Origin of the sequence: Nocardia sichangensis (genome assembly GCF_047200615.1) — a bacterium.
GTDB classification, from domain to species: Bacteria; Actinomycetota; Actinomycetes; order Mycobacteriales; family Mycobacteriaceae; genus Nocardia; species Nocardia sichangensis.
This window is the reverse complement of sequence record NZ_JBJZOK010000003.1, coordinates 63,728-78,112: the sequence shown is the minus strand read 5'-3', so window position 1 is coordinate 78,112 and position 14,385 is coordinate 63,728. Positions and strand designations below refer to the sequence as shown.

The following is a 14,385-nucleotide window of genomic DNA, read 5'->3' as shown; positions in this document are numbered from 1 at the left end:
CACCGTGGAACCGGTGGCACGCGGAACGGCCCGCGTCGCGCGTCCGCCGGTGTTCATCCCGGCACCTCCTCTCGCGAGGTGCGCAGGTCCGCGCGCACCTGCACGACATGGTCGGCGGCGGCCAGCACGGTCGGGCGGTGGCCGACGACGACGACCGTCGCGCCCATACGGGCCCTGGCTTGGAGTGCGGCCAGCACGGTGGCTTCGGCGGCGGCGTCGAGGTGCGCGGTCGGCTCGTCCAGCAGCAGGATCGGGCGATCGGTGGCCAGCACCCTGGTCAGCGCGAGGCGCTGGCGTTGACCGAGCGACAGGCCGACGCCGCCGGGGCCGACCACCGTGTTCCAGCGCTCGGGCAGTTCATCGAGCACGGCATCGAAACCAGTTGCCAGACAAGCGACTTCGAGATCATCGAGGACGCGCGCCGGGCCGTGTGCGGCGTGGTCCACCGTCCGCGCGCCGAGCAATTCGAGGTTGTCGCGCAATGTGCCGGGAACCAGCACCGGCCGCTGCGGCAGCCAAGCCACACGCGCCCACCATTGGTCCTGGTCCAGTTCGCGGACGTCCACCCCGTCGACGGTCACGGCACCTCGGTCGGGTGTGATCAGGCCCAGAATCGCCTGTACCGCGGTAGATTTACCGCTTCCGTTGGGACCGGCGAGCACCGTGAGGGCACCGGGCCGCAAGATCGCCGACAGGCCCGCGGGAGCGAACCCGTCCCGCGCCCGGACCGACAGGTCGCGGAGTTCGACCGTGCCAGGCCACTCGGAGCTGCTGCGGCGAGCCGTCACCCCGGCTTCCTCCGGCAAGGCACAGCGGTCGCATGCACCGGCGCGCGTCGACTCGTCCCGCACCGCATCGACGCGCGCCACCCCCTGCACGCCCCGGCTGGGCAGCGACTCGACCGGCTCGTGGTCAGGCGCCGTCGCCGCGCCGGAGTCCTGGGGACTGCCGCGGCGAGCCGTCACCACGGCCTTCTCCGGCTCGGTGCGTCGACAGTCGCATGTACCCGCGTGGGCCGACTCGTCCGGTGCGCCCACACCGGCGTGCGCCGCCGCTCGCCGCGCGCCGTGGCCGGGTAGCCGCTCGGTCGGCTCGGCGGGCGTGGACTCGAGGATCGCGAACGCTCGGTCCGCGGCCGCCATACCGTCCTGGGCGGCGTGGAAACGTTCGCCCACCATGCGCAGCGGCAGATACACCTCCGGGGCGAGCACCAGCACCACCAAGCCCGCGTAAAGACTCATCTCACCGAAGACCAGTCGCAGCCCGATGGAGACCGCGATCAGTGCCACGCTCAGCGTGGCGAGCAACTCCAGCACCATGGAAGACAGAAAGGCGATGCGGAGCGCGCCCATGGTGCGCCGGCGCAGCGCGTCGCCGAGATCGCGAACACGGTGCCGCATGGTGTGCGCGTGTGCGGTCGAACCGCCCGTCCCGGTGTCGTTCCGCTGTCCCCGCGCAGTGGGCTCGGGCTGCGCGTCGCCGGTCTCGCGGCCGAGCGCACGCAATGTCGGCATGCCCGCGAACAGATCGAGCATTTGGTCCGACAGCCGGGTGGTGGCCGCGAGCGTGGCTTCCGCCCGCCCCTGGGTCAGCAGCCCGATGAGGATCATGAAGATCGGGATGAGCGGCAAGGTGATCACCACGATCACACCGGAAGTCACATCGTGGGCCGCGATGACCGCGAGCACGATCGGCGGAACCAGCACCGCCAGCAGCAGAGCGGGCAGGTAGCCGACGAGATATCCGCGCAGCCCGGACAGGCCCGTGCCGACGACCACGGCCAATTCCGTTCGACGTGCGTCGAGTTCGCGAGGCGACAGCCGTGCGCCCGCATCGAGCACCGCGCCTTCCAGCTCCGCCACCACGCTCGCGCCCGCTCGGTGCGCCAGCCGGGACTGCGCCCACGTGGCGAGCACCCGGGCCGCGATCGCGACCGCGAGCACGACGAGTTCGACCGTCCACGCGCCGAGCGTGCGCGCACTCGGATCGGTGACCACCCCGGCGAGCACCCGCCCGATCAGCACCGCCGCGACCACGATCGCGCCGGTGACGACGAGCGACAGCGCCACGCTCAGCGCGAGGTAGCTGCGCGCCGAGCGGGCATAACGCCACAGGCGCGGATCGATCGGCGGGCGGGCCATGGCGTCAATCCTGCGCGACCCGCAGGGGCAGGCCGACCGGGGGCGGGATCTGCTCGACGGTGATGCGCTTGCGGAACACCCAGTACGTCCAGCCCTGGTACACCAGCACGACCGGCGTGACCAGCGCGGCGGCCCAGCTCATCACCTTCAGCGTGTACGGCGTGGAGGACGCGTTGTAAACCGTCAGGTCGAACGCCGCATCGATCGTCGAGGGAAGCACCGCGGGGAACAGCGAACCGAACAGCAGCGCGGTCGCCGCCGCGACGGTCACCGTGGTGCCGGTGAACGCCCACCCGTCGCGCTGCGCGAGATCGGCCGCCGCCGCCACGACCAGACCGAGCACGGCCAGCCCCAATGGGATCCAGGTCCAGTCGTTCCCGTAGGCCAGCTGCGTCCACAATCCGAATCCGCCGACGACGACCACGGTCGGGACGAGCAGCAGCCGAGCGGTGCGTCGTGCGTCGTCGCGGACCTCGCCCGCGGTCTTGAGCACCAGGAACATCGCTCCGTGCAGCGCGAACAGCAGTCCGGTCGCCAGCCCGCCGAGCAGGGCGTAGGGGCCGAACAAGTCGGCGACCGAGCCCGCGAACTGCTTCTTCTCGTTCAGCGGGACACCGTGCACCACATTGGCGAACACCCAGCCCCACGCCAGCGCCGGAACCCAGGAGCCGATGCCGATGCCGATGTCGCAGCGGGCCCGCCAGCGCGGATCATCGATCTTGCCGCGGTACTCGATGGCGCAGATCCGCAGGATCAGCGCGACGAGCACCAGCAGCAACGCCAGGTAGAAGCCGGAGAACAGGCTCGCGTACCACTCCGGGAACGCCGCGAACATCGCGGCGCCCGCGGTGATCAACCAGACTTCGTTGGCGTCCCACACCGGCCCGATCGTGTTGAGCACCGCGCGCCTGCGCCGGTCGGACCCCTTGCCGAGGATCGGCATGAGCATGCCGACGCCGAAATCGAAGCCCTCCAGCACGAAGTAGCCGGTGAACAGCACACCGATCAGGACGAACCAGAACTCTTGCAGACTCATCGCCGGCTCCTAGTAGGCGAACGAAAGTTGTTCGACGGCGGGCTCTTCGAGGCGGCGTTCGCCCGAAGTCGTATCCGTGTCGTGCGGCTCGGCGGCGGGCGCCGCCGGATCCGGTCCGTGGATCACGTACCGGCGCATCAGGAAGAACCACACGAACGCGAGCGCGCCGTACAGCAGCGTGAAGGTGATCAGCGAGAACAGCACGACGCCTGGCGCGTGATCGGAGACGCCCTGCTGAACGGTGAGGCGCAGATTCGGGTCGCCGGTTGGGTTGGGCGCGACCACCCAGGGCTGCCGCCCCATCTCGGTGAACACCCACCCGGCGCTGTTGGCCAAAAACGGGGTGGGGATGGCCAGCAGGCTCAGCCAGGCGAACCAGCGCTGGTCCGGCACTCGTCCGCGGCGGGTCAGCCAGAGCCCGGCCAGCGCGAGCAGCACCGAACCCGCCGACAGCCCGATCATGGCACGGAACGACCAGTAGGTGACGAACAGGTTGGGCCGGTAGTCACCGACACCGAACTTCTCGTTGTAGGTCTTCTGCAGGTCGACGACGCCGTCCAGCGTCACACCGGTGAACTCCCCCTTCGCCAGCCAGGGCAGCACATAGGGCACTTCGAGCACGTGCGTCACGCTGTCGCAGTTGTTGTGCGTGCCGACGGTCAGCACGGAGAAATCGGGGTCGAGGGCGGTGTGGCACAGCGATTCCGCCGAGGCCATCTTCATCGGCTGCTGCTCGAACATCAGCTTGCCCTGCACGTCGCCGGTGTAGACCAGAGCGGCCATCGCCGCGATCACCACGACGATGCCCGCACGCGCGGCGGGCCGCCACATCTCGCGCGCGTCAGCCGACTTCGCCTCGTCGCCACTGCGCGCGTTGCGCACCATCCACCAACCGGCGATGCCGACGACGAAGGTGCCCGCCGTGAGGAAGGATCCGGCCACCACGTGCGGGAAAGCCGCCAGCAAGGTGTTGTTGGTGAGCACCTTCACGATGCTCTCCAGCTCCGCGCGACCGGTTTCCGGGTTGTAGCGGGCGCCGACCGGATGCTGCATGAACGAGTTGGCCGCGACGATGAAATACGCCGAGGCGTTCACGCCGATCGCGACCATCCAAATCGCGCCGAGGTGCAGCAGTTTCGGCAACCGGGTCCAGCCGAAGATCCACAGTCCGAGGAAGGTCGACTCCATGAAGAAGGCGATCAGCCCTTCCAGCGCGAGCGGGGCGCCGAACACGTCACCGACGAAGCGGGAGTACTCGCTCCAGTTCATGCCGAACTGGAACTCCTGCACGATGCCGGTCGCGACGCCGAGCGCGAAGTTGATCAGGAACAGCTTGCCGAAGAACTTCGTCAGCCGCAGCCAGTGCTGCTTGCCGGTGACGACCCATGCCGTCTGCATGGCAGCGACCAGCGGCGCGAGACCGATGGTCAGCGGCACCAGCAGGAAGTGGTAAACGGTTGTGATGCCGAACTGCCATCGGGAGATGTCCAAGGCGTTCAAGCCGGCCTCCTGCGTGTCTACGACATGTCGTAGTAAAGCCTACGCCGGAGCAGACCTCGAAAAATGAGTCCTAGGCCACGCCACCAGGGCTGATACTGCCTGTTCGGCCTGTTTTCCGTGCTCATCACCGCCCCGTGCCCGCCCGAGTAGGACGGAGATCACGGAGCGGCGCACACTCACCAGTCGCCGATGGCTCCCGCCCGCTCGATACCGCGATCGACCAGCCCGATGATCTCTTCGGCGTTGTCCGGCGCGGACATCCGCAGCCCGTCCAGCGAATTCACCCGCGCCGCAAGCGAAATGCTCGACAGCATCCAGATGCTGTCGCAGGTGAGCAGGTCGGCGGTGAACAGCGAGTCGTAGCGGCATTGCCAGCCGGCCTTCTCGGCTTCGGCGAACAGCGCGCGCTGAGTGACGCCGGGCAGCACACCGTTCTTCGCGGGCGGCGTGATCAGCTGCTTGTCGCGGGCGATCACCACGGTGGATCGCGGCCCCTCCAGCACCCGGTTCTCCGTGCTGGTGAAGATCACGTCCTCCGCGCCCATCCGCGCGGCGAACCGCAGGGCGGCCATATTGGTGGCATAGGACAGCGTCTTGGCACCGAGCAGTTGCCATGGCGCCGCTTGCGCGAGGTCGACCGAGATGCCCCGCGACAGGCTCACCACGGCGACGCCCTCGGCGCGGGCCTTCTCGACGCGCTCGGGCACCGGCACCACGAGCACGAAAGCGGTCGGCACGGGCACGGCGGCGGCGAGGTCACCGGTCTTGACCTTGTCGGGCGTTGCGGCCAACTCGGAGTCGCGCCCGCGGGTGAGCACCAGCCGCATCACGCCTTCGCGCTCGCTGCCCCACTCCTTGGCGGCGGTCTCCACCGCCTCGCGCCATTTGCCCAGTTCCGGCTCGGGCAGATCGAGCGCCTGGGCGGAGCGGCGCAATCTGCCTAGATGAAATTCGATCGCACACGCGACGCCCGCGCGCACGAGCACCGTTTCGAAGACACCATCGCCACGCAATACGCCAATATCGTCCGCAAACAACAACGGCGCATCCGCATCCCGGACCGCGCCATCGAGAGTTACCAGAACTCGATCCACCATGCGACGAGCGTAGGCGGTGTGAGCGGACAATGCCTATGTCACGGCCGCTTTTGCCAGACCTTTTGTGCAGCCGCCCCACGCGGCCCGCTGTAATGCTCGGACAATGCCGATCGGCTATGCCGTTCTCCGGCGCCCTGGCCCGGTTCGCGCACCGCCGGGCGGGCCCGCCTAGAGTGGGAGAGGTGTCCGTGGTCGTTGCGCCCAGCCCCATCCTCAGTGTGTCGGGAGCCGTCGCGGGAGCGGCGGGTTCGCCCGACGCCGCCGTCGCGTGGCATTACGGCGATCCGTTCGGCGAGCAGCGCGCCGCGGTGCAGCGCGCCGCGATCGTCGACCGGTCACACCGATTCGTGCTGCGCATCACCGGCGCGGAGCGGCTCTCCTGGTTGCACACCATCTCCAGTCAACATGTCGCCACCCTCGGCGACGGGCAGTCCGCCGAGAACCTCGACCTGGATTTGAACGGCCGGGTCCAGCATCACTTCGTGCTCACCGAACTGGACGGCGCCGTCTGGATCGATACCGAAGCCGAGCGCGGACCCGACCTGCTCGCGTTCCTGCAGAAGATGGTCTTCTGGGCCGATGCCAAACCCGAAGCCGCCGACCACGCGGTACTCAGTCTGCTCGGCCCCGGAGTGGCAGACCTGGCCGAAACACTCGGCATCACCGCCCTTCCCGGCGTGTACGAGGCGACGCCGCTGCCCGGCGGCGGATTCTTGCGCCGGATGCCGTGGCCGACGGCCGACTCCTTCGACTTGGTCGTCCCGCGCGATCAGCTGACCGGCCTGTGGGACCGGCTCACCGCGGCAGGCGCCGTTCCCGCCGGAATGTGGGCGTTCGAGGCATTGCGCGTCGCGGCCGTCCGGCCGCGGATCGGATCGGACACCGACGAGCGGACCATCCCGCACGAGGCCCGCTGGATCGGCGGCGTCGCCGAACACGGAGCCGTCCACCTGGACAAGGGCTGCTACCGCGGCCAGGAGACGGTGGCCAGGGTGCACAACCTCGGCAAGCCGCCGCGGCACCTGTTGCTGCTGCACCTGGACGGCTCGGCGGACGAGCGCCCGGTCATCGGCGACGACGTCACCGCCGGCGGCCGCGCGGTCGGCAGGCTCGGCACGGTCGTCGACCACTTCGAACTCGGCCCGATCGCCCTCGCGCTGGTCAAGCGCGCGGTTCCGGCCGACACCGCGCTGGTCGCCGGCCCGGTCGCGGCGTCCATCGATCCCGATTCGATGCCCTCCGACGACGAACCGCAAGCGGGCCGGCTCGCGGTCGACCGGCTGCGTGGGCGCTGACCTGTTGACCGGCCACCGGCAAGCGGGACGTTTTCCTCAGCCGACATCCGCACTCTTGCTCAGCGCCGAGTTCCCCATTCGTGACGAGAGGAGCGCCGTTCATGCGCGTCGGTGATTCCGGAGAGGTGCTCGCGGCGTGCGTCGTGCACGCCGATATCGAGGTACCGGGAAGGGTCGGTCGCAGCGCCATCGACAAGCGCCCGGCGGCGGGACGAGTCGCGGTACGCGCCCTCGGCTTGGACGGCGATCACGTCTGCAACACCAAGCATCACGGCGGCGTGCACCAGGCCGTCTACGCCTACGCCGACGAGGACGCCCGCCGCTGGGGCACGGAGCTCGGCCGGGAACTGCCCGCGGGCTGGTTCGGCGAAAACCTGCGCGTGCGTGGCCTTCCGGTCAGCGACTCGGTGATCGGCGCGCGCTGGACGGTCGGTGACACCGTGCTGGAGGTGAGCGCTCCGCGCGTGCCGTGCGCCACGTTCCAGCACTGGAGCGGCGAGCTGCAGTGGGTCAAACGGTTCACCCTGCGCAGCGATACCGGCGCCTATCTGCGGGTGCTCACCGAGGGCACGATCGCGGCGGGCGACCGGATCTCGGTGGTACACGTCCCCGAGCACGGCATCACGGTCCGCGATCTGTTCACCGGCGCCGATCCGGATCTGCTGGCGATCCTGCTCGCCGACGAGCCGACCATCTCCGACGACGTGCGCATGCAAGTGGAACGGCACGCGCGCAGGCATGGCAACGCCGTGCGCGCCACCGCGCACCGGCACGCGACGACGAGCACCGACGACATCGGCACGGGAGCGAAATCGTGAGTGTGGAACTGGTCGAAGTGGTCCGCTCGGGCTTCCGTGAATGCGTGCACCGCGGCTCGGTGGTGGTGCTCGACGCCGCGGGCGAGCCCACCCTCGAACTCGGCGAAGTGCACCTGCCGATCTTCCCGCGCTCGACGAACAAGCCGATGCAGGCGATCACCCTGCTGCGCAACGGTTTCCAGCCGGTCGATGACGCCGAACTGGCGATCGCCACCGCCTCGCACTACGGCGAACCCGACCATGTCGCGCTGGTGCGCAGGCTGCTGGACCGGTTCGGCCTGCCCGAATCCGCCCTGGCCTGCCCGGCCGATCTGCCGTACGACGAGGGCGCCCGCACCGCGCTGCTGTCCGGCGGAGGACAACCCCGCCCCATCTACATGAACTGCTCGGGCAAACACGCGGCGATGCTCGCGACCTGCGCGATCAACGGCTGGCCGACCGAGGGCTACCAGGACCGGGCGCATCCGCTGCAGCGCGCGGTGATCGCGACCGTGGCCGACCTGACCGGCGAGCCGGAAGCCGATCTGGGCATCGACGGCTGCGGATTGCCGATCATCCCGGTCTCACTCGTCAACCTCGCGCGGGTGTTCTCGACCATCGCGACGGCCGAGCCGGGGAGCCCGGAACGCCGGGTCGCCGACGCGGTGCGCGCGCATCCGCGAGTGATTTCCGGCACGAACGCGCCCGATCTGCTGACCATGCTGGCCACTCCCGGGCTGGTGTGCAAGATCGGCGCGGATGGTGTGCACGCGGGCGCGCTGCCGGACGGATCGGCTTTCGCGTACAAGATCGAAGACGGCCACGATCGCGCGCGAATGCCGCTGACGCTGGCGATTCTGCACCGAATGGGAATCGAGTGGACCGATGCGCACGCGGAGCTGGCGGCCCCCGCGGTGCTGGGCGGGGGTATCCGAGTCGGTGTGATTCGTGCTATACCCGGGGTCGTCTAGCTATTCCACGGCAGGGCGACAAGCGGGCAAACGGCACTGGTTCCGGAGTTCTTCACCCACTCCTGGAAGCGAGACCGCCGGACACACGCTAAAGTGTCTGTCAGGAAGAGTATTAATTCGAACGGGGCCGCCACCAAACCCCAGGCCGCCCCGCTGTGACGCGAGGGGGTCAGCCATGGGCCGTGGCCGGGCTAAGGCAAAGCAGACCAAGGTCGCACGCGAGCTGAAGTACAGCTCGCCCACGACCGACTTCGCGAGCCTTCAGCGCGAGCTTTCGGGAAGCCCCAACTCCCAGCGGAGTGGTGGTGTGCTGTCCGATGAGCACGACGCGGACGACTCCTTGTCCCGCTGGGACGAGGACGACGACTACGACGACTGGCGCCGCTGACTCGGATTTACGTCTGAAGGGGGAGGCCGACGGGCCTCCCCCTTCGATCGTTGTCGCGGGTTGACGTCTCTGGCGCCGAAAAGGCTTGCAACACACCGGAGTCCCGCATCGTACATAGATGCGGGACTCTCACGTGTCTTCACCGCGAATCAGAACCGCGGATGCTCACCGACCAGCACGGCGCGCGCGGCGTCGGCGTCCTTGGCCTTCTTGACCGTGCCCAGCGTCCAGCACTCGATGTGCCGTGCGGTCAGCACCGCCAGCGCCCGGTCCACATCCTCGGGAGCGACGACGGCGACCATGCCGACGCCCATGTTGAACGTCTTCTCCATCTCGGGCCGCTCGACCCGGCCGCGCTGGGCGATCATCTTGAACACCGGCGCCGGGTTCCAGGTGCCTCGATCCAGCTCGGCCACAATGCCCGCGGGCAGCACCCGGGCGAGATTGGCCGCCAAGCCACCGCCGGTGACGTGGGCGAACGTGCGCACATCGGTTTCGGCGATCAGCGCGAGGCAGTCCTTGGCGTAGATCCTGGTCGGCTCGAGCAGTTCCTCGCCCAGGGTGCGGCCGAACTCCTCGACGTGGCCGGTGAGCGACATGCGATCGATCTCGAGCAGCACCTTGCGGGCCAGACTGTAGCCGTTGGAGTGCAGTCCGGAGGACCCCATGGCGATCACCACGTCGCCGGGACGGACCCGGTCGGGTCCGAGCACCGCGTCGGCTTCGACCACGCCGATGCCGGTGGCGGACAGGTCGTAGTCGTCCGGATCCATCAGCCCGGGATGCTCGGCGGTCTCGCCGCCGAGCAGCGCGCACCCGGCGCGCACACAGCCCTCGGCGATGCCGGAGACGAGTTCGGCGACCTTCTCCGGGACGACCTTGCCGATGGCGATGTAGTCCTGGAGGAACAGCGGCTCCGCGCCGCAGACCACGAGATCGTCCACCACCATGGCCACCAGGTCGAGGCCGACGGTGTCGTGTTTGTCCATCGCCTGCGCCACCGCGATCTTGGTGCCGACGCCGTCGGTGGAGGCCGCCAGCAACGGTTCCCGGTAGCCGCCCTTCAGCGCGAACAGCCCGGCGAAGCCGCCGAGGCCGCCTTGGACCTCGGGCCGGGTCGCCTTCTTCGCCAATGGCCCGAACAACTCGACTGCGCGATCACCTGCCTCGATGTCCACGCCTGCCGCGGCGTACGAAGCACCACCACTGGGGGTCTGTTCAGTCATTTTCGGGGAAAGCTCCAAACCGAATCGGCGGATAGATGCCTGCTCACGCTACCGGAGCCGGATAACGACCCCGCACCGGTGTTGGCTCGCCCTCTTGACAATAGGGCAGAGCCAACCGTAAAGCGGACGATCAGTCCGTCTCGTCGCCATCGAACCCCGCGGCCTGTGCCCGGCGGTGGCGTTGCCGCACCGGATCCGGTACCGGCACCGCGGCGACCAAGCGGCGGGTGTACTCCTCCCGTGGGGCGCGCAGGATGCGATTCCGATCGCCCGCTTCCACCACCGCACCGTCGCGCAGCACCACGATCCGGTCGGCGAGCTGGTCGACCACGGCCAAGTCGTGGCTGATGAACAGGCAGGCCCAGCCGCACTCGCGCTGTAGCTGACCGAACAGCTCCAGCACCGCAGCCTGGACCGAGACGTCCAGCGCGCTGGTCGGCTCGTCGGCGACCAGCAGGTCCGGGTCGAGCACCAGCGCGCGGGCGAGGCTGGCACGCTGACGCTGCCCGCCGGACAACTCGTGCGGGTACCGGCGTTCGACGCCCGCGGGCAACCGCACGTCGTCGAGTAGCAGGCGCACCCTGGCGCGAATCTCCGCCGAGCTGCCCGCCTTGTGCACGAGCAGCGGTTCGGATACGCACTCGCCCACGGTGAGCCGGGGATTCAGCGAACTGGCCGGGTCCTGGAAGACGAATCCGAAGCGCCGCCGAATCGGTCGCAGCTCGCGCTGTGACAACCCCACGATGTCCTGCCCGCGCACTCGCACCGTTCCGGAGGTGGGCCGTTGCAGTGCCGCGACGCAGCGGCCGATGGTCGACTTGCCCGAGCCGGACTCACCGACCAGGCCGAGCGTCTCGCCGGGACCGATGCGCAGACTCACGCCGTCGACAGCGCGGAAACGCGGCCTGCCGAACGGGCCGGGAAATTCGACCACCAGATCACGGACCTCGAGTACCGGATCGCCCTCGGTCTCGGCACTGTCGGGCGGGCCGTGCTCGATCTGCTCGGTACCCAGGTGCGGGACCGCGGCAAGCAGGGCGCGGGTGTAGTCCGCCCTGGGACGCGCGAACAGTTCATCCACCGGCGCCTGCTCGACCACCGCTCCGTCGCGCATCACCACCACGCGGTCGGCGATGTCGGCGACCACGCCCATGTTGTGGGTGATCAGCACGATCGCGCTGCCGATCCGGTCGCGCAGGCCCCGCAGCAGGGCGAGGATCTCGGCCTGCACCGTGACGTCCAGCGCCGTGGTCGGCTCGTCGGCGATGATCACCTTCGGCTCGCAGGCGATGGCGATGGCGATCACCACGCGTTGTTTCTGCCCGCCGGAGAGCTGATGCGGGTAGTAGTCCACCCGGTGCTCCGGATCGGGCAACCCGACCAGGCGCAGGAGTTCCACCGCCCGCGCCTTGGCCGCCTTCTTGGTCAGGTCGGTGTGGGCGCGCAGCGCCTCGCCGATCTGGAAGCCGACGGTGAACAGCGGGTCCAGGGCGAGGCTTGGTTCCTGGAACACCATCGAGATCGCGCCGCCGCGCAATGCGGTGAGCTGCCTCTCGTTCATCGTGGTGACCTGCTCGGTCCCCAGGGTGACCAGGCCGCGCACCGTGGCCGTCTCCGGCAGCAAGCCCATCGCGGTGCGTGAGCTCACGGACTTGCCCGAACCGGACTCCCCGACGATGGCCAGCACTTCGCCGGGGTAGACCTCGTAGGAGACGTCGGTGACCGCGTGCACCGGCCCCGCGTCGGTGGCGAAGGTGACCGACAACGATTCGATGGACAGGGCGGGGCGGCCCCGCTCCGTCGCGGAGGACTCAGGCATCGGTCGCGTCCTTTCCGCCGCCGTCCGGTCCGGCCACCGCCGCGGCGCGGCGGGTGCGCAGGACGGGGTTCAGCACTTCGTTGAGGCTTTCCCCTACCAAGGTCATGCCGAGCACGACGAGCACGATGGCGACACCGGGAAAGATGCCCGTCCACCAGATGCCGTTGGACACGTCCGGCAGCGCTTTGTTCAGATCGAAACCCCATTCCGCGGCCTGGGTCGGTTCGATGCCGAAACCGAGGAAGCCGAGGCCGGCCAGGGTGAGGATGGCTTCCGACCCGTTGAGCGTGATGATCACCGGCAGCGATTGAGTGACATTGGCCAGGATGTGCCGGAACAGGATTCGCGTGGTCGACGCGCCGGTTACCCGCGCCGCGTCGACGTACGGCTCCTGCTTCACGGCCACGGTCGCGTTGCGCACCACCCGGAAGTACTGCGGGACGAAGACCGCCGTGATGGCCACCGCCGCGGACAGCACACCGCCCAGGCTGGTCGAGCGACCGCCCGCGACCACGATGGACACCACGATCGCCAGCAACAGTGTCGGGAACGCGTACATCGCGTCCATGAACAGCACGAGCAACCGGTCCGGCCACCGGCCGACGTAGCCGGACAGCAGTCCGAGCGGTACCCCGATCAGCAGCGAGAGCAGCAGGGAGATCGTGATCACCCACACGGCTGTCCGCGCGCCATAGATCACCCGGGAGAACACGTCTTCCCCGCGCACCGAGGTGCCGAACCAATGCTCGGCCGACGGTGCTTGCTGGCGAACGAAATCGACGCCGTCGGCGGCACTCTGGGCGAATCCGTACGGTGCGATCAGCGGAGCGAAGAGCGCGGCGACCACGAAGACACCGACCAGAGCCAGGCCGAGGACCAGCGTCGCACGCTGCAAACCGGAGGTCATCGAGAACAACCGGAGGCCGGGTACACCCCGCCGCGCCGCGGGTGGCGTGACCAGGGTTTCGTTCAGCAGTTCCGGAGCCGTCATCAGAACCTCACCCTCGGATCGATCAGCGCCACCAGGACGTCGACCAGGAAGCTCATCACCGCCACGATGAGCGCGATGAACGCGACGATGCCCTGCACGGCGATGAAGTCGCGCGCCGAGAGGTATTGCGCGAATTGATAGCCGAGGCCTTTCCACTCGAACGTGGTCTCGGTGAGCACCGAGGCGCCGAGCATCATGGCGATCTGCATGCCCATCACCGTGACGATCGGGATCAGCGCGTTGCGGAAGGCATGCCGCCCGGTCACCACGCGGCGGGACAAGCCACGGGCCCGTGCCGCGTCCACGTAGTCGGCGCGGAGGGTCTGGATCAGGTTGATCCGCACCAGCCGCAAGAAGATGCCCGCGGTGAGCAAGCCGAGCGCGATGGCGGGCAGCACGGCGTGTTCCAGCACGTCGAGCAGGTATCCGGCGTCGCCGTAGAGGATCGCGTCGATCACCATGATGTTGGTCTTCGGCGAGACGTGTTGCAGCCGCAGTTCCACGTTGGTGCTCGCCCGGCCCGCCACCGGCAGCCAGCCGAGTCGCACCGCGAACACCAGCTTCAGCAGCAGGCCGACGAAGAACACCGGCGCGGCGTAGAACAAGATGGCCAGCAACCGCAACGTGGTGTCGGCGGCCGAATCCCGCCGGGTGGCGGCGTACCTGCCCAGTGGGACGCCTATCGCGAACGCGACCACGAGTGCCCAGCACACCAGTTCCAGCGAGGCGGCGCCGTAGGTGACCACCACCTCGCTGATCTCCCGGTTGTCCTGGGAGCGACCGAGATCCCCGTGCAGAAGCCCGGACAGATAGTCCCAGTACTGGGTCAGCATCGGCCGGTTCAGCCCGGCCGCCTCCTTGCGCGCCTCGATCTGTTCCTGGGTCATGCGTCCGCCCATCGCCGCGCTGATCGGGTCGCCGACCACGCGCATCAGGAAGAACACGACCGTGACCAGGATCCACGCGGTCACCGGAATCAGCAGCAGGCGGACGCCGAGGTAGCGCAGCAACGCGCCGTGGCGAGAATCGTCGCCGCCCTTGCCGGTTCGCCGCAGGGCGAAGGGCCGGGCCCGGACGGGTGTCGGCGCGATGTCCGCCGATGTGGTCGCCCCGGGCCCGGCCGG

13 protein-coding genes are annotated in these 14,385 nt (G+C 68.9%); 5 read left to right on the top strand and 8 right to left on the bottom strand.

Going from position 1 to position 14,385, the window contains the following annotated elements; translation table 11 throughout:
- Positions 1-53: 53 nt before the first annotated feature.
- The 4 genes from ACL03I_RS05100 to ACL03I_RS05085 form a co-directional block, all read right to left on the bottom strand.
- Positions 54-2,141 carry an ABC transporter ATP-binding protein/permease gene (locus ACL03I_RS05100; RefSeq protein ID WP_412805228.1) on the bottom strand — a complete coding sequence of 696 codons (2,088 nt, stop codon included), beginning with the start codon at positions 2,139-2,141 and terminating at the stop codon, positions 54-56.
- A 4-nt stretch (positions 2,142-2,145) separates the two neighbouring features.
- Positions 2,146-3,177 carry a cytochrome d ubiquinol oxidase subunit II gene (cydB, locus tag ACL03I_RS05095; protein WP_355076974.1) on the bottom strand — a complete coding sequence of 344 codons (1,032 nt, stop codon included), beginning with the start codon at positions 3,175-3,177 and terminating at the stop codon, positions 2,146-2,148.
- A 9-nt stretch (positions 3,178-3,186) separates the two neighbouring features.
- Positions 3,187-4,677, bottom strand: coding sequence for a cytochrome ubiquinol oxidase subunit I (locus ACL03I_RS05090; RefSeq protein ID WP_364425050.1), 1,491 nt, complete (start codon positions 4,675-4,677; stop codon positions 3,187-3,189).
- Positions 4,678-4,853: 176 nt separating this feature from the next.
- Positions 4,854-5,714: an aminodeoxychorismate lyase gene (locus ACL03I_RS05085; RefSeq protein ID WP_355077065.1), complete on the bottom strand. Its 861-nt coding sequence runs from the start codon at positions 5,712-5,714 to the stop codon at positions 4,854-4,856.
- Here ACL03I_RS05085 and ACL03I_RS05080 point away from each other — a divergent pair.
- From ACL03I_RS05080 to ACL03I_RS05060, 5 genes are all read left to right on the top strand, one after another.
- Positions 5,622-5,867, top strand: coding sequence for a hypothetical protein (locus ACL03I_RS05080; protein ID WP_355077071.1), 246 nt, complete (start codon positions 5,622-5,624; stop codon positions 5,865-5,867). The genes ACL03I_RS05085 and ACL03I_RS05080 overlap by 93 nt on opposite strands.
- Before the next feature lie 89 nt (positions 5,868-5,956).
- Positions 5,957-7,069 carry a CAF17-like 4Fe-4S cluster assembly/insertion protein YgfZ gene (gene ygfZ / locus ACL03I_RS05075; protein ID WP_355076971.1) on the top strand — a complete coding sequence of 371 codons (1,113 nt, stop codon included), beginning with the start codon at positions 5,957-5,959 and terminating at the stop codon, positions 7,067-7,069.
- A 101-nt stretch (positions 7,070-7,170) separates the two neighbouring features.
- A complete protein-coding gene (locus ACL03I_RS05070) occupies positions 7,171-7,887 on the top strand; it encodes an MOSC domain-containing protein (RefSeq protein ID WP_412805227.1) in 717 nt (238 codons plus the stop codon).
- Positions 7,884-8,837: an asparaginase gene (locus ACL03I_RS05065; RefSeq protein ID WP_355076967.1), complete on the top strand. Its 954-nt coding sequence runs from the start codon at positions 7,884-7,886 to the stop codon at positions 8,835-8,837. The genes ACL03I_RS05070 and ACL03I_RS05065 overlap by 4 nt, the downstream gene beginning before the upstream one ends.
- 175 nt (positions 8,838-9,012) lie before the next feature.
- A complete protein-coding gene (locus ACL03I_RS05060; RefSeq protein ID WP_039794982.1) occupies positions 9,013-9,225 on the top strand; it encodes a DUF3073 domain-containing protein in 213 nt (70 codons plus the stop codon).
- Positions 9,226-9,374: 149 nt separating this feature from the next.
- Here ACL03I_RS05060 and purM read toward each other — a convergent pair whose 3' ends face one another.
- The 4 genes from purM to ACL03I_RS05040 all read right to left on the bottom strand — a co-directional run bounded on the left by purM (position 9,375) and on the right by ACL03I_RS05040 (position 14,271).
- Positions 9,375-10,451: a phosphoribosylformylglycinamidine cyclo-ligase gene (gene purM / locus ACL03I_RS05055; protein ID WP_355076965.1), complete on the bottom strand. Its 1,077-nt coding sequence runs from the start codon at positions 10,449-10,451 to the stop codon at positions 9,375-9,377.
- A gap of 130 nt (positions 10,452-10,581) precedes the next feature.
- The gene (locus ACL03I_RS05050; RefSeq protein ID WP_412805226.1) at positions 10,582-12,270 is read right to left on the bottom strand and encodes an ABC transporter ATP-binding protein; all 1,689 of its coding nucleotides are present in this window, start codon (positions 12,268-12,270) and stop codon (positions 10,582-10,584) included.
- A complete protein-coding gene (locus tag ACL03I_RS05045; RefSeq protein ID WP_412805225.1) occupies positions 12,263-13,261 on the bottom strand; it encodes an ABC transporter permease in 999 nt (332 codons plus the stop codon). The genes ACL03I_RS05050 and ACL03I_RS05045 overlap by 8 nt, the downstream gene beginning before the upstream one ends.
- Complete coding sequence (locus ACL03I_RS05040) at positions 13,261-14,271, bottom strand: ABC transporter permease (protein WP_412805367.1); 1,011 nt, start codon at positions 14,269-14,271, stop codon at positions 13,261-13,263. Before ACL03I_RS05040 ends, ACL03I_RS05045 begins: the two co-directional genes overlap by 1 nt.
- Positions 14,272-14,385: the final 114 nt, after the last annotated feature.